The 20,733-nt window shown below is 73.5% G+C and carries 20 protein-coding genes; 6 read left to right on the top strand and 14 right to left on the bottom strand.

Features of this window, described 5'->3' with window-relative positions; genetic code table 11:
* Window positions 1-161: 161 nt before the first annotated feature.
* A complete protein-coding gene (locus M1L56_RS03445; protein ID WP_067947899.1) occupies window positions 162-1,190 on the top strand; it encodes a LacI family DNA-binding transcriptional regulator in 1,029 nt (342 codons plus the stop codon).
* Window positions 1,191-1,316: 126 nt separating this feature from the next.
* On the opposite strand, the gene rplL is transcribed toward M1L56_RS03445, so the two are convergent.
* Both rplL and rplJ read right to left on the bottom strand, forming a co-directional pair.
* On the bottom strand, window positions 1,317-1,706 hold the full coding sequence (gene rplL, locus M1L56_RS03440) for a 50S ribosomal protein L7/L12 (protein WP_248598168.1): 390 nt from the start codon (window positions 1,704-1,706) through the stop codon (window positions 1,317-1,319).
* A gap of 51 nt (window positions 1,707-1,757) precedes the next feature.
* Window positions 1,758-2,273, bottom strand: a complete 516-nt coding sequence (gene rplJ / locus M1L56_RS03435; RefSeq protein WP_067947896.1) for a 50S ribosomal protein L10 — start codon at window positions 2,271-2,273, stop codon at window positions 1,758-1,760.
* A 350-nt stretch (window positions 2,274-2,623) separates the two neighbouring features.
* Between rplJ and M1L56_RS03430 the strand changes: the two genes are divergently transcribed.
* Both M1L56_RS03430 and M1L56_RS03425 read left to right on the top strand, forming a co-directional pair.
* Complete coding sequence (locus tag M1L56_RS03430) at window positions 2,624-4,354, top strand: MDR family MFS transporter (RefSeq protein ID WP_248598167.1); 1,731 nt, start codon at window positions 2,624-2,626, stop codon at window positions 4,352-4,354.
* 10 nt (window positions 4,355-4,364) lie between these two features.
* A complete protein-coding gene (locus M1L56_RS03425; RefSeq protein WP_248598166.1) occupies window positions 4,365-4,862 on the top strand; it encodes a MarR family winged helix-turn-helix transcriptional regulator in 498 nt (165 codons plus the stop codon).
* 144 nt (window positions 4,863-5,006) lie between these two features.
* Here M1L56_RS03425 and M1L56_RS16060 read toward each other — a convergent pair whose 3' ends face one another.
* Together M1L56_RS16060 and M1L56_RS03415 are read right to left on the bottom strand one after the other, a co-directional pair.
* Window positions 5,007-6,557 (bottom strand): HAMP domain-containing sensor histidine kinase, encoded by a 1,551-nt coding sequence (locus M1L56_RS16060; RefSeq protein WP_248598165.1) that lies wholly within the window; start codon window positions 6,555-6,557, stop codon window positions 5,007-5,009.
* Entirely contained in the window at window positions 6,554-7,306 is a 753-nt protein-coding gene (locus M1L56_RS03415) for a response regulator transcription factor (RefSeq protein ID WP_248598164.1), read from the bottom strand. Before M1L56_RS03415 ends, M1L56_RS16060 begins: the two co-directional genes overlap by 4 nt.
* 134 nt (window positions 7,307-7,440) lie before the next feature.
* Here M1L56_RS03415 and M1L56_RS03410 point away from each other — a divergent pair, with 134 nt between their 5' ends.
* The 3 genes from M1L56_RS03410 (at window position 7,441) to M1L56_RS03400 (ending at window position 10,320) form a co-directional block, all read left to right on the top strand.
* The gene (locus M1L56_RS03410; protein WP_248598163.1) at window positions 7,441-8,025 is read left to right on the top strand and encodes a GerMN domain-containing protein; all 585 of its coding nucleotides are present in this window, start codon (window positions 7,441-7,443) and stop codon (window positions 8,023-8,025) included.
* A 113-nt stretch (window positions 8,026-8,138) separates the two neighbouring features.
* On the top strand, window positions 8,139-9,590 hold the full coding sequence (locus tag M1L56_RS03405) for an ABC transporter permease (RefSeq protein ID WP_248598162.1): 1,452 nt from the start codon (window positions 8,139-8,141) through the stop codon (window positions 9,588-9,590).
* Window positions 9,591-9,648: 58 nt separating this feature from the next.
* Complete coding sequence (locus tag M1L56_RS03400; RefSeq protein WP_248598161.1) at window positions 9,649-10,320, top strand: ABC transporter ATP-binding protein; 672 nt, start codon at window positions 9,649-9,651, stop codon at window positions 10,318-10,320.
* Between the two features lie 50 nt (window positions 10,321-10,370).
* Here the strand turns inward: M1L56_RS03400 and M1L56_RS03395 are convergent, their stop codons facing one another.
* The 10 genes from M1L56_RS03395 to M1L56_RS03350 all read right to left on the bottom strand — a co-directional run bounded on the left by M1L56_RS03395 (window position 10,371) and on the right by M1L56_RS03350 (window position 20,676).
* Complete coding sequence (locus M1L56_RS03395) at window positions 10,371-11,393, bottom strand: sugar phosphate isomerase/epimerase (RefSeq protein WP_248598160.1); 1,023 nt, start codon at window positions 11,391-11,393, stop codon at window positions 10,371-10,373.
* Window positions 11,390-12,817, bottom strand: a complete 1,428-nt coding sequence (locus M1L56_RS03390) for an alkaline phosphatase family protein (RefSeq protein WP_248598159.1) — start codon at window positions 12,815-12,817, stop codon at window positions 11,390-11,392. The genes M1L56_RS03395 and M1L56_RS03390 overlap by 4 nt, the downstream gene beginning before the upstream one ends.
* Window positions 12,814-13,938: a metabolite traffic protein EboE gene (eboE, locus tag M1L56_RS03385; protein ID WP_248598158.1), complete on the bottom strand. Its 1,125-nt coding sequence runs from the start codon at window positions 13,936-13,938 to the stop codon at window positions 12,814-12,816. The genes M1L56_RS03390 and eboE overlap by 4 nt, the downstream gene beginning before the upstream one ends.
* Entirely contained in the window at window positions 13,938-14,840 is a 903-nt protein-coding gene (locus tag M1L56_RS03380; RefSeq protein ID WP_248598157.1) for a TatD family hydrolase, read from the bottom strand. The genes eboE and M1L56_RS03380 overlap by 1 nt, the downstream gene beginning before the upstream one ends.
* A 1-nt stretch (window position 14,841) precedes the next feature.
* Complete coding sequence (locus M1L56_RS03375; RefSeq protein WP_248598156.1) at window positions 14,842-15,267, bottom strand: EboA domain-containing protein; 426 nt, start codon at window positions 15,265-15,267, stop codon at window positions 14,842-14,844.
* Entirely contained in the window at window positions 15,264-16,133 is an 870-nt protein-coding gene (locus tag M1L56_RS03370) for a sugar phosphate isomerase/epimerase (RefSeq protein ID WP_248598155.1), read from the bottom strand. The genes M1L56_RS03375 and M1L56_RS03370 overlap by 4 nt, the downstream gene beginning before the upstream one ends.
* Window positions 16,130-16,993, bottom strand: coding sequence for an SCO3242 family prenyltransferase (locus M1L56_RS03365; protein ID WP_248598154.1), 864 nt, complete (start codon window positions 16,991-16,993; stop codon window positions 16,130-16,132). Before M1L56_RS03365 ends, M1L56_RS03370 begins: the two co-directional genes overlap by 4 nt.
* Window position 16,994: 1 nt before the next feature.
* Entirely contained in the window at window positions 16,995-18,173 is a 1,179-nt protein-coding gene (locus M1L56_RS03360) for an inositol-3-phosphate synthase (RefSeq protein ID WP_248598153.1), read from the bottom strand.
* Window positions 18,174-18,318: 145 nt separating this feature from the next.
* A complete protein-coding gene (locus M1L56_RS03355; protein ID WP_248598152.1) occupies window positions 18,319-19,425 on the bottom strand; it encodes a polyprenyl synthetase family protein in 1,107 nt (368 codons plus the stop codon).
* A 57-nt stretch (window positions 19,426-19,482) separates the two neighbouring features.
* Window positions 19,483-20,676, bottom strand: a complete 1,194-nt coding sequence (locus M1L56_RS03350) for a Gfo/Idh/MocA family protein (RefSeq protein WP_248598151.1) — start codon at window positions 20,674-20,676, stop codon at window positions 19,483-19,485.
* Between the last annotated feature and the right edge of the window lie 57 nt (window positions 20,677-20,733).

The following is a 20,733-nucleotide window of genomic DNA, read 5'->3' as shown; positions in this document are numbered from 1 at the left end:
CCGGGAACCGGTTCCAGCGTCAACCGTAAGCGAGGAACCGAACACCGGCAAGAGCCGCGCCGGTCACGATCCGGTGACGGGTCCGCCGGATGGGAACGGTTCCACATTGCGTCGATTTCGGCGTACACTCCGTTTCGCAGGCCCGATGGAGGGAGGCGAGGATGGCCGCGATCACCGACGTGGCCCGTCTCGCCGGGGTCTCGAAGTCCACGGCGTCGCGAGCGCTCTCCGGCCATGGGTACGTCTCCGAGGCCACCCGCCGCCGGGTGACGGCCGCCGCCGCCGAGATCGGTTACATCGCCTCCCCCAACGCGGCGAGCCTCGTGACCGGCCGGACGAAGAACGTCGGCATCGTCATCCCGTTCGTGAACCGGTGGTTCTTCGGCGAGGTGCTCGAGGGGGCGGAGCGGGCGCTGCTGGCCGCCGGCTACGACCTCACGCTCTACAACCTCGCGCTCGAGGGTCCCGAGCGCGACCGCGTGTTCGACTTCTTCCTCGCGCGCAAGCGCGTCGACGCGGTCATCGCGGTCGGCGTCGACCTCGACCAGCGCGAGGTCGACGTGATCGGGCTGCGCGGCAAGCCCATCGTGGTGCTCGGCGGCGACGCCCCGGGAGCACCGCGCCTCGCGGTCGACGATCGCGCGGCCGGACGCCTCGCGACCGAGCACCTCATCCAGCTCGGCCACACCCGCATCGCCCATCTTGCCGGCGCGGCCCCGGGCTCCGCCGCGCGCAGCGTGCAGCGCCTGCGCAGCGAGGGCTTCCTCGACGCGATGCGCGCCGCCGGGCTCGAGCCCGCGGGCGTCGACGGCGGCGTCCTCGAGGCCGAGATGACCCTGCCGGGCGGCTACTCGGCGGGACTGCAGCTGCTCGGTCATCCCGCGGCGCGCCCCACGGCCGTGTTCGCGGCATCCGACGAGATCGCGTTCGGCGTGATGCGCGCGGCCGAGCGCCTCGGCATCGCGGTGCCGTCGGCGCTGTCGGTCATCGGCTTCGACGGCCACGAGTACGCCGAGCTGTTCGGCCTGACGACGGTCGAGCAGTACCCCGAGGACCAGGGACGCATCGCCGTCGAGGAGGTCATGCGGGCGCTCGGTGAGAGCCCCTCCGGCGACGAGCGCGGCTGGGCCGATCGCCCGCTCGCGACCCGGCTCGTGGTGCGCAGCAGCACCACGGCTCCCCCGCGGTGACGGATGCCGCGGCATCCGCTGCCCGCAGACGACGGATGCCCCGTGGTCGCATGGACCACGGGGCATCCGTTCGTTTCAGGTGACGCAGGTCACCTCAAGCTGCGAACCCGCTGACGCGGGCGCGGATTACTTGAGGGTGACGGTCGCGCCGGCCTCCTCGAGGGCGGCCTTCGCCTTGTCGGCGGTCTCCTTGTTCGCGCCCTCGAGCACGGCCTTCGGAGCACCGTCGACGACGGCCTTCGCCTCGCCGAGGCCGAGCGAGGTGAGCTCGCGGACGACCTTGATGACCTGGATCTTCTTGTCGCCGGCAGCCTCGAGGATGACGTCGAACGAGTCCTTCTCCTCGACCTCCTCGGCAGCGGCGCCGCCGCCAGCGGCAGCGGGGCCGGCAACGGCGACGGGGGCGGCCGCGGTGACCTCGAAGGTCTCCTCGAACGCCTTGACGAACTCCGAGAGCTCGATGAGGGTCAGGCCCTTGAACTGCTCGAGCAGCTCCTCAGTGGACAGCTTCGCCATGATTTCTTCTCCTTGGATTCTCTGGTTACTCACCGCTTGAGAGGCTCGCGCCTACGCAGCGGACTCCTGCTTCTCACGCAGCGCGTCGACCGTGCGAACGGCCTTCGAGAGCGGTGCGTTGAACAGATATGCGGCTCCGAACAGCGAGGCCTTGAAGGCGCCGGCGAGCTTCGCCAGGAGCACTTCGCGGGACTCGAGGTCGGCGAGCTTGCCTACCTCTTCGGCGGTCAGGGGCTTGCCATCGAAGTAGCCGCCCTTGACCACGAGGAGAGGGTTCGCCTTGGCGAAGTCGCGCAGCGCCTTCGCGACGGCGACCGGGTCGCCGTGCACGAACGCGATCGCGGACGGACCGGCGAGCTCGTCGTCGAACGACGAGATGCCGGCGTTGTTCGCCGCGATCTTGGTCAGCGTGTTCTTCACCACGGCGTAGCTCGCGTCCCCACTGATGGACTTGCGCAGCGTCTTGAGCTGGGCAACAGTGAGGCCGCGGTATTCGGTCAGCAGAACGGCGGTCGAGCTCTCGAACAGGTTCGTGAGTTCGGCAACCGCGGCTTCCTTGTTCGCCATGGCCACTCCTTGTGTCTTCAACGTGCATCGCGGTGGCGGTGCACGGCCTCGGAGCGCTGGCCGGTTCTCACGAACACGGGCCGGAAATGGAAAGAGCTCCGGCGCAGACGCGCGGAGCTCGATTCGGGAAACCCGGAAAGTCTTCGTCACACCTGCGCGGGCCCCTGCATTCGCAGAGCTTCGGTCGGCCCGTCTTGCGACGCGCACGACGACCAGCGGTCTTCGGCTTCGACAAGGGTAACGGATGCCGCGGGCGCCGCCAAATCGGCGCAACCGGGCGCCGTGGGAATAGTTGACCGAGGTCCACCGGCTCTTTATAGTTGACCTTTGTCAATCAGATCAGGAGCCCCATGACCGACGCCGCCCGCACCGCCCCGCCAGGCACCGACTCCGGCATGACCCACCGCGAGGTGCTCACCGCCCTCTCCGGGCTGCTCCTCGGCATGTTCGTGTCGATGCTCGCGTCGACGGTGGTCGGCAGCTCGCTGCCGGTCATCATCAGCGACCTCGAGGGCGACCAGTCGGCGTTCACGTGGGTCGTCACCGCGACGCTCCTCGCCACGACGGTGTCCACGCCCGTCTGGGGCAAGCTCGCCGACCTGTTCGACCGCAAGCTGCTGCTGCAGCTCGCCCTCGTGATCTTCGTGGTCGCGTCGGCGGTGGCCGGCTTCTCGCAGGACACCGGCACCCTCATCACCATGCGCGTCCTCCAGGGACTCGGCGCCGGCGGCCTCGCCGCCCTCAGCCAGATCGTGATGGCCGACATCATCAGCCCGCGCGAGCGCGGACGGTACGCGGGCCTCTTCGGCGCCGTCATGGCCGTCGCGACCGTGGGCGGCCCGCTGCTCGGCGGCGTCATCACCGACGGCATCGGCTGGCGCTGGAACTTCTTCGTCGGCCTGCCCATCGCCGTCGTCGCGCTCGTGCTCCTGCAGCGCACGCTCCACCTGCCGAAGCGCCCCAGGACGAAGGTGTCGATCGACTACGCCGGCATCGTCCTGATCTCCTCCGGCGTCTCGCTCCTGCTGCTCTGGGTCACCTTCGCCGGGAACGACTTCGAGTGGATCTCGTGGGCGACGCTCGCGATGGTCGGCGGCGCCGTCGTCCTGTTGGCGATCGCCGTGGTCGTCGAGCTGCGCGCGGCCGAGCCGCTCATCCCGCTCGGCCTCTTCCGCAACCGCACGTTCACGCTCTCGGTCGTCGCGTCGGTCTCGGTCGGCGTCGCGATGTTCGGCACCGCGGTCTTCCTCAGCCAGTACATGCAGCTCGCCCGGGGCGCGACGCCCACGGAGTCGGGCCTGCTCACCATCCCGATGATGGCGGGCGTGCTCATCGCCTCCACCGTGATCGGCGCGCTCGTGAGCCGTCGCGGCAAGTGGAAGGCGTTCATGGTGACCGGCGGCGTGCTCCTCATCACGGGCAGCGTCGGCCTCTCGCAGCTGCACTACGACACGCCCTTCTGGTACGTCGGCATCTCGATGTTCGTGCTCGGCGCGGGTGTCGGCATGCTCATGCAGAACCTCGTGCTCGTCGTGCAGAACACGGCCGAGGTCCGCCACCTCGGCGTCGCGACGAGCGCCGTCACGTTCTTCCGCAGCCTCGGCGGCACGGTCGGTGTCGCGGTCATGGGCTCGATCCTCGGCACGGTGGTCGCCGACCGCATCCGCGAGGGCGTCGGCGCGCTCGAGCCCGAGCAGCAGCTCGAGGCCGCACGCACCCTCGGCGAGGGCACCATCCCGCAGATCGCCGCCCTGCCCGACTTCCTCCGCATCGTGGTCGAGTCGGCCTACGGCACGGGCGTCGGCACCGTCTTCCTCGCCGCCGTGCCGCTCGCGATCGTGACGCTCATCGCCGTGGCGTTCCTGCCGAACGTCGACCTCGGCACGCAGAACGCCATCCAGCGCGCGAAGGCCGAGCAGGGGCCGGATGCCGCGGCCGGGCGCGAGCGGGAGCTCGAGGATGCGGAGGATGCCGCGATCGACACGGCCACGGCATCCGTCGCCCTCACGCCCGTCGGCCTCGCGCACGACCCCGCCGTCGACGCCGGCGCCGGCCGACCCGCCGGGCGGACCGGGCAATAGGATCGGCCGCATGACCGCCACCCCCGCGGCCGACCCCCGCCCGGCCACCGACGAGGAGATCGCGTCGGTCGAGGAGCAGCTGCGCCTGCTCTTCGTCCGCGTGCGCGCCGTGTGGAAGGAAGCCGCGGCCGCCGTCCACCCCGACCTGCAGCCCGTCGGGTACAAGATCCTCTCCGCGGTGGTGCGGCGCGGCGCGATGAACGCCGGCGCCGTCGCCGAGGCGCTCGAGATCGACAAGAGCGTCGTGAGCCGCCAGGTCAAGCAGCTCGAGGCGCTGGGTCTCGCGACGAGCGTCCCCGACCCGAAGGACGGCCGGGCACGCATCATCCAGCCCACGCCCGTCGCCATCGAGCGCGTCGGGCAGCGCAGCTCGCGCATGCAGCAGCAGCTGTACGCCAAGCTGCGGACCTGGTCCGCCGACGACGTCGAGCAACTCGCTCGCCTGCTCGCCCGCCTCGGCGGCGACGCGCTCGGCGAGCGCGAAGCTCAGGACCCCGCCGCATCCTGAGTCCCGCGTCCAGCGACCCCTGAGGCGCCGCGCCGTCGGCGAGTCGATGTCGAATGCACCGCTCGGTCGCGTGAGCGGTGCAGTTCGCATCAACTGGCGCTCCAGGGAGCGGGGGTGCGGGCGCGGGTGCGGGTGCGGCGAGGGTCAGTCGACGGGGAGCTCGACCGCGAACTCCGTGCGGCCGGGCTCGCTGTCGACCGCGACCGTGCCGCGGTGCGCCTCGACGACCGCGCGCACGATGGCGAGGCCGAGGCCCGTGCTGCCTGCGCGACGGGAGCGCGACGCGTCCCCGCGGGCGAAGCGCTCGAACAGGGTCGCCCGCACGTCCGGGCCGATGCCCGGACCGTCGTCGGTCACGGTGATGCGGACCCGGTCGCCCGCGGCATCCGTCGACGGCACCGGCTGCAGGCGCACGACGACCTTCGTGCCCTCGGGCGTGTGCACGCGGGCGTTCGCGAGCAGGTTCGCGAGCACCTGGTGCAGTCGCGACGCGTCGCCCGCGACGGTCACGGGCTCGGCGGGGACGGCCACGCGCCAGTCGTGGTCGGGTCCGGCGACCTGCGCGTCGCCCACGGCGTCGACCACGAGCTGTCGCAGGTCGACGGGATCGCGGCGCAGCTCGCGGCCCTCGTCGAGGCGCGCGAGCAGGAGGAGGTCCTCGACGAGCTCGGTCATCCGCAGCGACTCGGACTCGATGCGCCCGATCGCGTGCACGACGTCGGGCGGCAGCTCCCCGCCGTGCATGCGGGTGAGCTCGGCGTAGCCGCGGATCGAGGCGAGCGGCGTGCGCAACTCGTGGCTCGCGTCGGCGACGAAGCGTCGCACCTTCCGCTCCGACTGCTCCCGGGCCGACAGGGCGGATGCCACGTGGCCGAGCATCCGGTTGAAGGAGGTCGCGAGGCGGCCGACCTCGGTCCGCTCGTCGTCGACGGGCACCTGCTCCGGCAGTTCGACGTCACCGCGCGCGAGGGGCAGTTCCGAGACGGCCGTGGCGGTCTCGGTGACGCGGTCGAGGGGCTGCAACGCGCGGCGCACCGTGACCGCGCCGAGCGCGAGCGCGCCCGCCAGCCCGGCGAGCGCGACGATCCCGATCGTGATGCCGAGCTGCGCCGTGGTCGCGTTGACCTCGTCGAGCGGCAGCGCCACCACGAAGGAGTACCCGCCGTTGGTGGGCGCGGCGATCGCGCGGTAGTCGCCGAGGCCCTCGAGTTCGACCGTGCGCGGTTCGCGGTCGACGGGCACGGCGGCGAGGGTGCGCAGCGCGTCCGGCGACGGCTGGACGAGCTCGCCCTCCTCGTCGATCGTGCTCGACGCGAAGATCGTCCGGTCGACGACGAGGGCGGCGACGGTGCCCACGGGCTGGCCGGGGATCCGCAGCAGCACCTCGGCGCCCTCGGGCGGGATCGGCAGCGGTCCGCCCGGGTCGTCGAGCGCGCGTCCGGCGCGGTCGGTGGCCTGCTCGAGTGCGGCGTCGAGGCGGGCGACGAGCTGGTTGTGCAGCACCGCGACGCTGACGAGGCCCACGATGGCGCTGACGAGGACGACGAGCGCCGCGACCACGATGAGCAGCCGGCGGCGCAGGGTCTTCGGCGCGGGACGCGCGGCCGCGGCATCCGTCACCCCGACCGCCTCGGCCCGCTCGGCGGCGGCGCGCCGGGCCGCGGCCGCGTGGCCGGGGTCGCCGGGATTCGTCACGTCGCGGCCTTGAGCATGTAGCCGGCGCCGCGCACGGTGTGGATCATCGGCTCGCGGCCCGCGTCGATCTTCTTGCGGAGGTAGGAGATGTAGAGCTCCACCACGGTCTCGCGGCCGCCGAAGTCGTAGCTCCAGACGCGGTCGAGGATCTGCGCCTTCGACAGCACGCGCCGCGGGTTGCGCATGAGGAAGCGGAGCAGCTCGAACTCGGTCGCGGTGAGCTCGATGGGCGTGCCGCCGCGCTCGACCTCGTAGGAGTCCTCGTCGAGGGTGAGGTCGCCGACGCGCAGCACCGGATCCTTCGCCTGAGCGAGCGTCAGCGTCGAGCGGCGGATCAGCCCGCGCAGGCGCGCCACGACCTCCTCGAGGCTGAAGGGCTTGGTGACGTAGTCGTCGCCGCCCGCCGTGAGGCCGGCGATGCGGTCGTCGAGGGAGTCCTTCGCCGTGAGGAACAGGACGGGCGTCTCGGTGCCGTCGGCGCGAACCCGCTGCAGCACCTCGAGGCCGTCGATGTCGGGCAGCATGATGTCGAGCACGATCGCGTCGGGACGGAACTCGCGCGCCACGCGCACGGCGCCGAAGCCGTCGGACGCGGTGCGCACCTCCCAGCCCTCGTAGCGGAGGGCCATCTTCAGCAGGTCGGTGAGCGAGTGCTCGTCGTCGACGACCAGTACGCGCACGGGGCTGCCGTCGGCCTTGGCGATCTGCGGCCGCTGGCCCGCGCCGGGGGCGGTGGTCGACTGGCTCATGGTTCCGAGTATGCGCGTGTTCCTGTGCGCTTCCTATGACGCCAGCGGATGCCGCCTGTGATCCCGCCATGTGACGAAGGTCGGGTGCCGCGCGGGCGCGACGGGCGTACGGTTCCGGTGGGGGCGGTGACGCGATGGGCATCCTCGGGCGGACGACCACCGCCGCGGCGGCGGCGGCAGTGGTGCTGCTGCTCGCGGGCTGCGGGACCGGCGGCGGCCCCGCCCCGACGACGTCGGCGCCGCCCACCGGCTCGCCGCCGGCCACCTCGACCACCGAGCCCGCGCCGACGCCCCCGGGACCCGACGCGACCCCTGCTCCGCTCACCCTGTACCTCGTCCGCGTCGGCGACGACGGGGCGTCGGGCGAGCCGATCGGCTGCGGCGACAGCCTGGTGGCCGTGCCGACCGAGCCCATCACGACCGACGACCCGCTGCGTGCGAGCATCACCAGGCTGCTGCAGACGCCCGAGGGCGAGACCGTCGACACGGGCCTGTACACGGCCGTGCCCGGCGGCTCGCTCGACTACGTCGACGGCCGCCTGGAGGCCGACGGCACCGTGACGGTCGAGCTCACGGGTCGGCCCCTGCTGCGGGGCATGTGCGACGACCCGCGACTCGAAGCGCAGCTCGAGCGCACCGCCATGACGGCCACCGGGGCGTCCGAGGCGCGCATCCTCATCGACGGGGTGCCCCTCGAGGAGTACCTGCGACTCGACTGAGGTCGGCATAGCCGACGCAGGGGCGACGCATCGCCGGACCACAGCGGGCGTGCCTAGCGTCCGGAGCGAGCCCGCCGACCGGTGGGTGCACGCCGACCCTCGAGGACCCCACCATGTTCTTCACCTACCTCCGGCGCGAGCTGGCCGGGCGCCGCAGGCAGACCGCGATCGTCGCGGCCGGCATGGCGCTCGCGATCGCCCTGGTCATGATCGTCAACGCCGTCTCGACGGGCGTGCGCGACGCGCAGGCCGCCGCGCTCGAGTCCGTCTACGGCGTCGGAACCGACCTCACCGTCTCGCAGGCGCCGACGGCGCCCGGGGACGGCGAGGGCCCGCCCGGGGTCCGCTTCGAGTTCGGGCAGGAGGATGGCGCGACGGCCGAGGACGGCAGCACCACGGAGCTCAGCAACTCCATCCTCACGCCCGGCCCCGGCTCGTCGACGTTCGACGCCTCAACGCTCGAGACCGCCCGGTCGGTCGACGGCGTGGCCGCGGCATCCGCGACCCTCAGCCTCACGAACGTGGCCTTCGACGGCGAGCTGCCCGCGCCCCCCGGCGGTACCGACGGCGACGTGGCGCTGCCCGCACCCGGGGACGCCGGCGGCTTCGCCGGCGGCGCCTTCGACGTGTCGAGCACGACCGTGACCGGCGTGGACCCGGCCGCCGATGCCGTCGGCCCGCTCAGCGCGGTGGAGGTCGTCGACGGACGCGGCCTCGACGCCGACGACGCCGGACGGGCGGTCGCCGTGCTCGACGCCGACCACGCCACGAGCGAGGGGCTCGCCGTGGGCGACACGATCGACCTCGGCGGCACCGAATTCGAGGTGGTCGGCACGGTCGCGTCGACCTCGGCAGATGCCACGACCGCATCGAACGCCTACATCCCCCTCGACGTCGCGCAGGAGGTCTCGGGCCTCGAGGGCCAGGTCTCCGACATCGCCGTGCAGGCGGAGTCGGCGTCGATGATCGCCTCGGTGAAGGCCGACCTCGAGGCGGCCCTGCCCGACCAGGAGGTGAGCACGCACGAGGACCTCGCGGCGACGGTGTCGGGCTCGCTCGGCACCGCGTCGCAGCTCGTCTCGAACCTCGGCCTGTGGCTGTCGGTCGCGGTGCTCGCGGCGGCGTTCCTCATCGCGATCCTCTTCACGATCCAGGGGGTCACCCGGCGCACGCGCGAGTTCGGCACGCTCAAGGCGATCGGCTGGTCGAACCGCCGCATCACCGGCCAGGTCGCGGGCGAATCGCTCGTGCAGGGCCTCCTGGGCGGCGCGGCCGGCCTCGTGCTCGGCTTCATCGGCATCGCCGTCGTCAATGCGATCGCGCCGACGCTCGCCACCACGTCGGCACCCGACGCCTCCGCCGACGGACCCGCCGGCTTCGGCGGCGGCAACCCGTTCGACGCGATGCAGGCGTCGACCGAGGTGGTGCTCACCGCACCCGTGACCGCCACCGTCGTCGCCCTCGCCGTCGGCCTGGCCGTACTCGGCGGCCTCCTCGCCGGCGCGATCGGCGGATGGCGCGCGAGCCTGCTCCGCCCGGCCGAGGCGCTCCGCAGCGTCGCCTGAACGGATGCCGCCGGCATCCGCTCGACCACCCAGCACCGCACCACGGAAGGACCCACCCATGTACACCCTCGAGAACGTCTCCAAGACCTACCCGCAGAAGGAGCGCACGGTCGCCGCGCTGACGGACGTGAACCTGACGATCCCGCGCGGGCAGCTCGTCGCCGTCCAGGGCCCGACGGGCGGCGGCAAGTCGACGCTGCTGCAGTTGCTCGGCGCGCTGGACCGGCCGACGTCGGGACGCGTCGCGCTCGGCGAGTCCGACCTGTCGGCCCTGCCCGATGCGAAGCTCGGCGACGTGCGGGCGAGGGAGATCGGCTTCGTGTTCCAGGGCTTCAACCTGATCCCCACGCTCACCGCGCTCGAGAACGTCGAGACGGCGCTCGACCCGCTCGGCGTCCCGGCCGAGGAGCGCCGCCGCCGCGCGACCGCCGCACTCGAGTCGGTCGGGCTCGGCGACCGGACGCATCACGTGCCCGGCGAGCTGTCGGGCGGCCAGCAGCAGCGCGTCGCGATCGCTCGCGCGCTCGTGAAGGAGCCCGAGGTGCTGCTCGCCGACGAGCCGACGGGCAACCTCGACGAGCAGACCCGCGACGAGATCATGGACCTGCTCGAGGGCCTCTGGCGCGACCGCGGCCTCACGCTCGTGATCGTCACCCACGACTCTGCCGTGGCCCGGCGCGCCGAGCGGCGCCTGCACCTGAAGCAGGGCACCGTCACCGAGCGCCGGTAGCCGTCGACGGATGCCGCGGGCGAGCGCTCCCGCCCGCGGCATCCGCTCGCCTACTGGTTCGAGAACGCCGCGTCGAAGGACGCGGTCGGGCGCGGCCAGATGAGGGAGCGAACGAACTCGAGCGCCTGCGGCCCACCGTGGAGGCGGTCCATGCCGGCGTCCTCCCACTCGACCGAGATCGGGCCGGTGTAGCCGATCGCGTCGAGCGCGCGGAACGCGTCCTCCCACGGCACGTCGCCGTGACCGGTCGAGACGAAGTCCCAACCGCGCCGCGGGTCGCCCCACGGCAGGTGCGAACCGAGGATGCCGCTGCGGCTGTTGGCCGTGCGGATGCGCGTGTCCTTGCAGTCGACGTGGTAGATCCGGTCCTGGAAGTCCCAGATGAAGCCGACCGGGTCGACGCCCTGCCACATCATGTGGCTCGGGTCCCAGTTGAAGCCGAACGCCGGGCGGCGGTCGATGGCCTCGAGGGTGCGCACGCTGGTCCAGTGGTCGTAGGCGATCTCCGACGGGTGCACCTCGTGCGCGAACCGCACGCCCTCGTCGTCGAACACGTCGAGGATCGGGTTCCACCGGTTCGCGAAGTCCTCGTAGCCGGCGTCGATCACCGACGCGGGCACGGGCGGGAACATCGCCACGTACTGCCAGATCTTCGAGCCGGTGAAGCCGACGACCGTGTCGACGCCGAGCTTCCGCGCCACGCGCGCCGTGCGCTTCATGTCCTCGGCGGCCCGCTGCCGCACGCCCTCGGCGTCGCCGTCGCCCCAGGTGTAGGGGCGCACGATCGCCTGGTGGCGGAAGTCGATCGGGTCGTCGCACACCGCCTGGCCCGTGAGGTGGTTCGAGATCGCGTAGACCTCCAGGTCGTAGCGCTTCAGGAGCTCGAGCTTCTCCTTCAGGTAGCCGGGCTCCTCGTCGGCGAGCTTCGTGTCGAGGTGGTCGCCGCCGATGCCGATCTCGAGGCCGTCGTAGCCCCACTCGGATGCCAGGCGCGCGACCTCCTCGAACGGCAGGTCGGCCCACTGGCCGGTGAACAGCGTGACGGGGTGCGTGGAGGCGGGCGAGTCGGTCATGCTCGGATCCTTTCGTGGGGGTCGGACGTGGCGGACGCTCCGAGGCCCTGCCAGTGCAGGACCAGGTCGCGGACGTCGGTGGCGTGGACGCGGTCGCCCGCGCCGTCGAGGAAGCGGGGGTCGGACGCGAGCAGCAGCGGGGTGTCGGCCGCCGAGTCGGGCAGGCGCCCGTGCGTGCCGCGCACGCACGACGGGTCGAGGGGCACGGTGCTCATCGCGTAGCGGAGGCCGAGCGCCTTGCGGGCGAGGTTGCCGGCCGCCTTCGCCTTCGCGAGCCGGTCGGCGGGGTCGAAGAACAGCTCGGCCGGGTCGTAGCCGGGCTTGCGGTGGATGTCGACGCCCCGCGCGTACTCGGGCGCGCGGTCGTCGTCGAGCCAGAAGTAGTACGTGAACCAGGCCCCCGGCTCGGCGACCGCGACGAGCTCGCCCGACCGGGCGTGGTCGAGCCCGTACCGGGCCTGCGCCTCGCGGTCGAGGACCTCGTCGACGCCCGGGAGGTCGCGGAGGATCGCCACGACGCGCGCCTCGTCGGCCGGGTCCGCCACGTACACGTGCGCGACCTGGTGGTCGGCGACGGCGAACGCGCGCGAGGTCCACGGGTCGAGCTGCTCGCGGCCGTCCTGCACGTACACCTCGAGCAGGCCCTCGCGTCGCAGTGCCCGGTTGACGTCGACCGGCTTGTCGGCCCGCGCGATGCCGTACTCGGCGAGCGCGACGACCGTGACGTCCTGCGCCTCGGCCTGGTCGAGCAACGGCGCCATGGCCGCATCGAGTTCGACGGCGGCGCGACGCCCTTCGGGCGAGTCGGGACCGAAGCGCTGGTGGTCGTAGTCGAGGTGCGGCAGGTACGCCATCGTCAGGTCGGGCGAATCCGGGCGATCGAGCACCCGGCGGGTGGCGTCGACGATCCACTGCGTGGAGCGGATCGACGCGGTCGGCCCCCAGTACTGGAACAGGGGGAACTCGCCGAGCTCGTGACGCAACTCGTCGTGCAGCGCGGGTGGCCGGGCGTAGAAGTCGGGCGATTTGCGCCCGTCGGCGTGGTAGATCGGGCGGGGCGTCACGGTGAGGTCGGTCGTCGCGCCCATGGCGTACCACCAGCCGAGGTTGGCGCTCGTGTAGTCGCCCCCGCGGCGCCGGCGGGCGGTCTCCCAGAGCTTCTCGCCCTCGACCAGGCGGTTGTGCTGGCGCCACAGCAGCACGTCGCCGAGCTCGCGGAAGTACCATCCGTTGCCCACGATGCCGTGCCCCGAGGGCATGCGCCCGGTGAGCACGGACGACTGCACCGAGCAGGTGACGGCCGGCAGCACCGTGCCGAGCTCGGCGCGCGCCCCTGCGCGGGCCAGGTGGCTGAGTCGCGGCATGTGCCGCAGGGCGTCGGCGGTGAGGCCGACCACGTCGAGCAGGAGGACCTTGGCGCTCATGCCGGCTGCTCCGCTCCCTCGAGGAGCTCGGCGTGCGCCCACCGGAGCTCGGCCGCGATGCCGTCGACGAGGTCGACCGGCGCCCCCGGGAGCACCGACCACGTGTACGTCTCGACGTCGAGGTGCACCTGGTCGACGTCCTGCACGGCGCGCACGGCGGCGAGCGCCGTGCGGAGCACGTCGGTCGTCGACGCGAGCGGCGGCTCGGGCACGAGGTGCAGCGGCACGTGGAAGTGCACGCGCCACGGCGCCGTCGCGGGCAGCTCCGCGAGTGCCTCGGGCAGGTCGTCGACGCGGATGACGCCACCGGGGGCGTCCTCGCGCACCTGGTGCAGGTAGCGGTCCTCCGCGTAGGCGCCGACGGCTCGGCGCGCGTCGGCGTCGGCCGGGCGCTCGACGTGCAGCGCGGCGGAGGCCTGCACCTTCACGACGCGGAGGCCGGCGGCGGCGATCCGCTCGACGGCCTCGGCGGGGTCGGCGAACGACACCGCGAGGTGGCACGTGTCGAGGCACACGCCGATGAGATCGAGGTCGAGCCGGTCGCGCCGCGCCGCCAGCCACGCCACGACGTCGTCGACGTCGTCGAGGGTGCAGCCCGGCTCGGGCTCGACGGCGAGGCGGATGGTCCGGCCGGTCTCGGCGCGGATGGCGCGCAGCTCCGCCCCGAGCGCCGCGAGCGCGTCGGTCGCCGCGCGGTCGGCGGCGGCGTCCCACCCGTCGCGCCAGCCGAGCGGCAGCGTGGAGATCGAGCCGTCGGCGCCGTCGGGCAGCAGCGCCGCGAGGACGCGGGCGGCGTCGACGGTGTACTCCAGCCGCGCGGGATCGGTCCAGTCGGGGCGGTAGACGTCGAGCTTCACGACCTCGGCGTGGAACGCCTCGTACGGGAACGCGTTGAGGGTGCGGACCTCGAGCCCCTCGTCGTCGAGCGTGCCGCGGAGTCGCGCGAGCGCCTCCGGCTCGGACGCGAGCCGTGCCGCGAGCGGCGCGGGCAGCCAGAGTCCGACGCCGAGCACGGCGAGGCCCGCCGCGCGGCGCACCGGTCCGGCGGCCTCGCGCAGTTGGCGGATGACGCCGTCGAGGTCCTCGGCCGGGTGCACGTTCGTGCAGTACGACAGGTGCATCAGCGCGCCGCCTCGGGCACGGCCGGCACCGTGGCATCCGCCCCGCCCCGTCGCACCGAGTTGCCGGAGAACGTCTCGGGCGCGTTGGCGAGGGCGAACCCGGGCAGCGGCGTGAGGTCGAGCCGGCCGCTCTGCGCGAAGAACTCGACCGGGTTCTGCCAGAGCACGCGGTCGACGTCGGCCGCGTCGAAGCCGGCGTCGAGCATGGCCGCGCCGGTCTTCGCCGTGAGGAGCGGGTCGGAGCGGCCCCAGTCGGCCGCCGAGTTCACGAGCACGCGCTCGGTGCCGTACCGCTGCAGGAGCGCCACCATGCGGTGGGCATCCATCTTCGTGTCGGGGTAGATCGAGAAGCCCATCCAGGCGCCCGACTCCTTCACCATCTCGACCGTCACCTCGTTGAGGTGGTCGAGGACGACCAGGCCCGGCTCGATGCCCGAGTCCGCGATCACCTCGAGGGTGCGGCGGGTGCCGTACTTCTTGTCGCGGTGCGGGGTGTGGACGATGACCGGCAGGCGGTGCTCGACGCCGAGCGCGAGGTGCGCCTCGAGCACCTCGTCCTCCTCGGCGGTCATCGAGTCGTAGCCCGTCTCGCCGATGGCGACGACCGACTCGCGGCGGAGGAACCGCGGCAGTTCCGCGAGCACCTCGCGGCAACGCGCGTCGTTCGCCTCCTTCGGGTTCAGCGCGACGGCGCAGTGGTGGCGGATGCCGAACTGCGACGCCCGGAACCGCTCCCAGCCCGTGAGCGCGTCGAAGTAGTCCACGAACGAGCCGACGCTCGTGCGCGGCTGGCCCAGCCAGAACGACGGCTCGACGAGCGCGCGCACGCCGGCGGCGTACATGGCCTCGTAGTCGTCGGTCGTGCGCGAGGACATGTGGATGTGCGGGTCGAAGATGCGCATCTCAGCGGCCTTCCTCTCGTGCGGCGCCGACCGGCGGCAGCAGCGACCGCAGGTCGTCGGGGACGGGGCGACCGGCCGCCTCGCGCTCCTCGGCGAGGTCGGCGGCCATGCGCGACAGCTCGGCGTCGCGCCGGTCGACCAGGCGGTCGACCGTGGTCAGCGGCACCTCCATGAACACGAGCTTCATGACGCCGTGCCGCCAGTCGTGGTCGCCGAGGTGGCGCCCGGCGAAGGCGCCCATCGCCGCCGACACGAGGCGCGGGTCGTTGGTGCGCAGGGCGTCGCGGACGAGCCCGAGGCCCGCCTCGCGCTCGTCGTCGGCGAGGGCGCCGTCGTACGCGTGCCGGTTCAGGTCCTCGAGCACCGCGATGCGCTGCTCGGTGTCGCCGTCGCGGTAGCGCGCTTCCATGCCGTCGGTGGCGGTCATCGTCCGATCCTCTCCATGACGTCGGTCAGCCGCGCCATGCTCTCCTCGGCGCAGCGGGGTGCCGCGTGCGAGTGCCGCGGCAGTTCGACCGCGGCCACGCCCGCGTAGCCGAGGTCGGCGAGCGTGCGGAACGCGAGGTCGAGGTCGAGGCTTCCGGCGCCGAGCTCGAGGTGCTCGTGCGCGTGCGGGAGCATGTCGTCGACCTGCACGTTCACGAGCAGGTCGCCCGCGGCGCGGAGCGCCCCCTCCACGCCGTCCGGCTCGACGACCTCGCAGTGGCCGAGGTCGACCGTCAGGCCGAACTCCGGCGGGTCGCCGAGTGCGGCCCGCAGGCGCAGGGCGTCGGCCACGGTCTCGACGAGCATCCCGGGCTCCGGCTCGAACCCGAGGCGCACGCCGTGCTCGCGGGCGGCTTCGACCACGGGCCGCAGTCGTCGCACGAGGCGGTCCCACGCGGCATCCGTCGCCAGCCCCCCGGGACGCACCCCGGCCCACAGCGACACGCACTCGGCGTCGAGCACGGCGGCGACCTCGACGGCGCGGACGAGGAAGGCCACGCGCACCGCGGCGTCGGCGTCGTCGTCGAGCAGGTTCGGCCGGTGCTTGCGGAACGGGTCGAGCACGTAGCGCCCGCCGGTCTCGACGACCACGCGCAGGCCCCGGCGCCGGAGGTCGTCGCGCAGCGCGATCGCCCGGTCGAGCCATCCGTCGGCGACGGGGTCGAAGTGGGGGTGGCCGAGCGTGAGCGCCACCGCACGGTAGCCGTGCGCCTGCATGACGTCGAGCGCGGCGTCGAGCGGATGGTCGGCGAAGCCGTTCGTGCCGTACCCGAGCACGGGGCGGGCCGGTGCCGCGGTCGCGTTCATGTGATCTCGCGCCCCTTCGCACGGCGGCCGAGCACGACCCCGAGCGCGTCGATGCCGAGCAGCACGAGGGCGTCGACCGGACGGCCGGCCCGCGCGGTGAGCGCCGCCTGCAGGGGCACCATGGCGAGGATGCCGCGGCGCGTGGCCGAGCGGACGACGGGTGCCGACGGGTCGGCGACCGCGCCCGCCTGGGCCCGGAGGGTCGGCACCGCGTACCGCAGCGCCGCGACGATCGAGACGACCCCCGCCGCGGTCGGCTCGGGCCGCACCGCGGCGACCCCGGCAGCGAGGGTCGTGGCGGCCGCGACGGCGGCGGTCGCGGGCTCGGCGCCGTGCACCTCGCCGCGCGACAGCGTGGTGACGCTCGCCGTGTGCCCCGCCATCACCAGCGCGGGCCGTGCCGCCGCAGCGGCGCCGTCGCGTCCGGCGCCGAGCAGCACGTCGAGGCCGCGGCAGGCGCCCATCACGAGCGGGCCGGTCCAGCCGCGCTTGGCGACGAGGTCGTAGGTCCACACGGAGGCCGCGAGCGGCACGGCCACGGCGAGCGAGGACCGTCCGCCCGTGAGTCCCGCAACGGCGAGGCCCGCGACCGTGAGCGCTCCCGCGACGCCCACCGCGCCGCGACGGCTGATCCGCCCCGAGGGGATCGGCCGCTCGGGCCGTTCGACCCGGTCGAGCTCGGCGTCGGCCGCGTCGTTCAGCGCCATGCCGCCCCAGTAGAGCAGCACGGATGCCACGGGCAGCCCGAGCCGCGGCACGAGCCCCGTGCGGCCGGCCGAGGCCATGCCCGCCGTCGCGTCGCCGACGACCGTGAGGCCGGCGGGCGCGCGCACGAGCTGGAGGAACGAGCGGAGGTCCACGTCAGGCCGCCTGCGTCGCGTTCCTCCGCACGGCGGTGCGCAGCGCCCACGAGACGAGCTCGTCGGCCTGGCGCGCGAACGCGTGCACGTCGCTGCCCCACGGGTCCTTGAAGAAGTAGCCGAGCTCGGGGACGGGCCCGACGAGACCGGCCTCGTGGGCGAGCGAGAGCAGGCGCGCGAGGTCGATGACGAGCGGCGCGGCGAGCGTCGAGTCGTAGGCGGTCCAGGTGGTCTGCAGGGTGATGCGCGTGTCGAGGAAGCCCTCGGCGTGCACGTGGTCCCACGCGGTCTTGACGTCGCCGAGGTCGGGCACGTTGTCGATGTGCAGCGGCGTGACCACGTCGTGGCCGAGCAGGTCGTGCAGGCCGCGGTTCTTCGACACGAGCTTGGACTGCACCGCGGCGGGGTCGGCGAGCGTGGCGCCGTCGCCGCCGCCCAGCAGGTTCGCGCCCGCCCATGAGAGCACGCGCATGCCGCGCGAGGCGAACATGGGCGCGAGCACCGTGCGGAGCAGGGTCTCGCCGGTCTTGCCGTCCTGTCCGGCGACGGGCACGCCGGCCTCGGCCGCGGCGTCCTGCAGCGCGGGGATGCCGAGCGAGATCGACGGGGTGAAGCACGCGTAGGGCGACCCCGCCTCGAGCGCGGCGAGCGCCGACAGGGTGCTGGAGGGCAGCAGGTCGCGGCCCGCCTCGTCGAGCGCGGCGTCGAGCGCGGCGCGGTCGTGGAACTCGGGCCGGTCGGCGGGGAGCGGCTCGGTGGAGGCGACGTCGATGACGACGACCCGGCGAAGCCCGTGGCGCTCGCGGAAGGACCGGATGTCGTCGGCGCGCAGCCCGATCTCGCGCCGCTGGGAGCCGCGCGCCTCGCGCGGGACCGGCCGGATCTCGCCGTCGATGGCGTCGAGGCGCGCCGCGACCGCCTCGACGGTCGCGGGGGCGATCATGCCGCCGGCCGCGAGGCGGCGAGCACGCTCGAGCAGCGGGGTCTCGTCGACGTCGTGGCCGCCGACGACGAGGTCGGCGAACTCGGGCAGTGCGACGTCATCGAAGTCGGGGGCGGCGGTGGTGAGGCCGACCGGACGGATCCGCCCCTCGACCAGTGCGGCGAGCCCGATGGCCGCGGTCGTCGCGACGCTGCCGCGCGCGCCGACGAACCAGATCCCCGTACGTCCTTCGTTCATCGTCGAACCTCTCCGTTCCCGTCTGCACCGTTGCGCCGAGCCGTGGCGGCCCTGAGCCGCCGGTCCGACGCTAGCGGAGCTTGCATCCTTGGTCAAACACAAGTTGCGCATGAAGTGCGTAAACCCGATGTTTCATCATCGAAAGTCATGACGACCGGCCCGGGACCGCCCGGGCGATCACCTGCAGGTAGCCGTGCAGCCCGGCCGGCAGGCGGGCCGACTCGAGCGCCGAGACCGCTGCCGCCGCGTGCTCCACGATCAGGTCGCGGTGCGCCTCGAGCGCCCCGCACTCGCGGAGGATCACCCGGATCCGCTCGACGCCCGCCTCCGGCAGGTCCGCCCGGCCGACGTCGCGGTCGAGCACGCGCCGGGCCGCCGGATCCGCCAAGTCGAGCGCGAGCTGCAGCAGGGCGGTCCGCTTGCCGCCGCGCAGATCGGACGACACGGACTTGCCGGTCTGCGCCGGGTCGCCGAACACGGCCAGCTCGTCGTCCTTCAACTGGTAGGCCACCCCGAGATGACGCCCGTACGCCGACAGCCCGGCCAGCACCGCGGCATCCGCCCCACCCGAGGCGATCGCCCCCAGCCGCAGCGGCAGGACCACGCTGTACCGCGCAGTCTTGAGCTCGGCCGTGCGGACCGGCCGTGCCTCGTCGACGGGCTGCTGCTCGCCGCGCACGTCGAGCCACTCCCCCGCGATGGTCTCGTCGAGCGCGTCCAGCAGCTCGAGCGTGAGATCCGAACGGATGCCGGGCGGCAGCGCCGCGCCCGCGAGCGCCCGCACGCTCGCCCCGATCGCGAGGTCCCCCGCGAGCAGCCCCGCCGCCGCCGCCTGCCGTTCGGCGATCCCCGGGGCATCGCCGTCGGCCGCCCGCGCGGCCCGCACCGTGCCGACCACGTTCGGCCGGCCGTGGCGGCGATCGTCGCCGTCGATGAGGTCGTCGTGGATGCAGAGCCCGAGGTGCAGCAGCTGCACCGCACTGCCGAGGGCGTCGCAGACCGCCTCGGACGTGCCGCCGAGGCCGAGGTACGCGGCGCACGCGAGCCGGGCCCGCAGGTGCTTGCCGCCGCCCTGCACGGCGATGGCCGCGACGAGCTCGCCCGCCTCGGCACCCGCCGGCGTGGCGCGCAGGCGGCGCCAGGTGGCGGAGACCGATGCCGGCACGCGCCCGACGGCGTGCTCGACGAGGTCGCCCAGCGCCGGTGCCTCGGCGTCCGCGATGTCGCTGCGCTCACGCTGCCCGAGCGGCATGCGAGCCTCCTCTCCCCGGCGCCCCATCGCGCCGGTCCGAGCGTCGGCGGGTCCGGATCAGCCCTCGCCGCCGACGACCTCCACCCACGCGCCGTCGCCCTCCGAGCTGCGCTCGACCGCGTCGAGGACGCGCTGCACGTGCAGCCCGTCGGCGAAGGACGGGCTCGGCGACTGCCCGGCGGCGATCGCGTCGACGAAGTCCTTGGCCTGGTTGGCGAAGCCGTGCTCGTAGCCGAGCATGTGACCCGCGGGCCACCACGCCGACACCCAGGGGTGCTCCGGCTCGGTGACGATGATCTTGCGGAAGCCCTGCTCGCCGGCCGCGTCGGTGGCGTCGTAGAACTCGAGCGCGTTGAGGTCCTCGAGGTCGAACGCGATCGCGCCGGTGGACCCGGACACCTCGACCCGAAGCGCGTTCTTGCGCCCCGTGGCCATGCGCGACGCCTCGAAGGTGCCGAGCGCACCCGAGTCGAAGCGGCCGCGGAAGAAGGCCACGTCGTCGACGGTCACCTCGCCGTACTCGGCCGCGGGCGCACCGGACGACGCCGCGGCGATCGCGCCCGACGAGGATCCGCCGATCGGGCGCTGGCGCACGAAGGTCTCGAGCACGCCCGAGACCCGGCCGAGCTGGAGGCCCGTCATGTACTCGGCGAGGTCGACCGCGTGCGCGCCGATGTCGCCGAGCGCGCCGGAGCCCGCCCGGTCCTTCTGCAGGCGCCAGGTCATCGGACTCGCCGGGTCGATCAGCCAGTCCTGCAGGTACGATGCGCGGACGTGCCGCACCTCGCCGATCCGCCCGTCGGCGATGAGGCGCCGGGCGAACGCCGTTGCGGGCACGCGACGGTAGGTGAAGCCGAGCATCGAGCGGATGCCGCGCTCGGCGGCCGCTTCGGCGACCCGGGTCATGCCCTCGGCCTCGGCGGACGAGTTGGCGAGGGGCTTCTCGCAGAGCACGTGCTTGCCCGCCTCGAGGGCGGCGATCGCGATCTCCGCGTGACTGTCGCCGGGGGTGACGATGTCGACGACGTCGATGTCGTCGCGCTCGACGACCTCGCGCCAGTCCGTCGACGATTCGCGCCATCCCCACTTCTCGGCCGCGGCCTTCACGCTCTGCGGGTTGCGACCGACGAGGACGTCCATGGAGGGCTGGACGGGGAGGTCGAAGAATCTCGGGGCGACGCGCCATCCCTGCGAGTGGGCGGCTCCCATGAAGCCGTTGCCCACCATCGCGACGCGGAGCAGTTCACGCATGCGGATCGAAGCCGCCTTTCAGGTGTAGGGAAGGCTGGGCGCCCTGCCGGGCGCCCA

This window comes from Agromyces sp. C10, from assembly GCF_023217995.1.
In the GTDB taxonomy this organism is placed as follows: domain Bacteria; phylum Actinomycetota; class Actinomycetes; order Actinomycetales; family Microbacteriaceae; genus Agromyces; species Agromyces indicus.
Note: the sequence above shows the minus strand (reverse complement) of the source record. Positions and strands in the feature narration are given on the sequence as shown.

What these genes read in the sequence shown, in the direction of transcription:
- M1L56_RS03445 (WP_067947899.1), top strand. Translation starts at nt 162, where the DNA reads ATGGCCGCGATCACCGACGTGGCCCGTCTCGCCGGGGTCTCGAAGTCC.
- rplL (WP_248598168.1), bottom strand. Translation starts at nt 1,706, where the DNA reads ATGGCGAAGCTGTCCACTGAGGAGCTGCTCGAGCAGTTCAAGGGCCTG.
- rplJ (WP_067947896.1), bottom strand. Translation starts at nt 2,273, where the DNA reads ATGGCGAACAAGGAAGCCGCGGTTGCCGAACTCACGAACCTGTTCGAG.
- M1L56_RS03430 (WP_248598167.1), top strand. Translation starts at nt 2,624, where the DNA reads ATGACCGACGCCGCCCGCACCGCCCCGCCAGGCACCGACTCCGGCATG.
- M1L56_RS03425 (WP_248598166.1), top strand. Translation starts at nt 4,365, where the DNA reads ATGACCGCCACCCCCGCGGCCGACCCCCGCCCGGCCACCGACGAGGAG.
- M1L56_RS03415 (WP_248598164.1), bottom strand. Translation starts at nt 7,306, where the DNA reads ATGAGCCAGTCGACCACCGCCCCCGGCGCGGGCCAGCGGCCGCAGATC.
- M1L56_RS03410 (WP_248598163.1), top strand. Translation starts at nt 7,441, where the DNA reads ATGGGCATCCTCGGGCGGACGACCACCGCCGCGGCGGCGGCGGCAGTG.
- M1L56_RS03405 (WP_248598162.1), top strand. Translation starts at nt 8,139, where the DNA reads ATGTTCTTCACCTACCTCCGGCGCGAGCTGGCCGGGCGCCGCAGGCAG.
- M1L56_RS03400 (WP_248598161.1), top strand. Translation starts at nt 9,649, where the DNA reads ATGTACACCCTCGAGAACGTCTCCAAGACCTACCCGCAGAAGGAGCGC.
- M1L56_RS03395 (WP_248598160.1), bottom strand. Translation starts at nt 11,393, where the DNA reads ATGACCGACTCGCCCGCCTCCACGCACCCCGTCACGCTGTTCACCGGC.
- M1L56_RS03390 (WP_248598159.1), bottom strand. Translation starts at nt 12,817, where the DNA reads ATGAGCGCCAAGGTCCTCCTGCTCGACGTGGTCGGCCTCACCGCCGAC.
- eboE (WP_248598158.1), bottom strand. Translation starts at nt 13,938, where the DNA reads ATGCACCTGTCGTACTGCACGAACGTGCACCCGGCCGAGGACCTCGAC.
- M1L56_RS03380 (WP_248598157.1), bottom strand. Translation starts at nt 14,840, where the DNA reads ATGCGCATCTTCGACCCGCACATCCACATGTCCTCGCGCACGACCGAC.
- M1L56_RS03375 (WP_248598156.1), bottom strand. Translation starts at nt 15,267, where the DNA reads ATGACCGCCACCGACGGCATGGAAGCGCGCTACCGCGACGGCGACACC.
- M1L56_RS03370 (WP_248598155.1), bottom strand. Translation starts at nt 16,133, where the DNA reads ATGAACGCGACCGCGGCACCGGCCCGCCCCGTGCTCGGGTACGGCACG.
- M1L56_RS03360 (WP_248598153.1), bottom strand. Translation starts at nt 18,173, where the DNA reads ATGAACGAAGGACGTACGGGGATCTGGTTCGTCGGCGCGCGCGGCAGC.
- M1L56_RS03355 (WP_248598152.1), bottom strand. Translation starts at nt 19,425, where the DNA reads ATGCCGCTCGGGCAGCGTGAGCGCAGCGACATCGCGGACGCCGAGGCA.
- M1L56_RS03350 (WP_248598151.1), bottom strand. Translation starts at nt 20,676, where the DNA reads ATGCGTGAACTGCTCCGCGTCGCGATGGTGGGCAACGGCTTCATGGGA.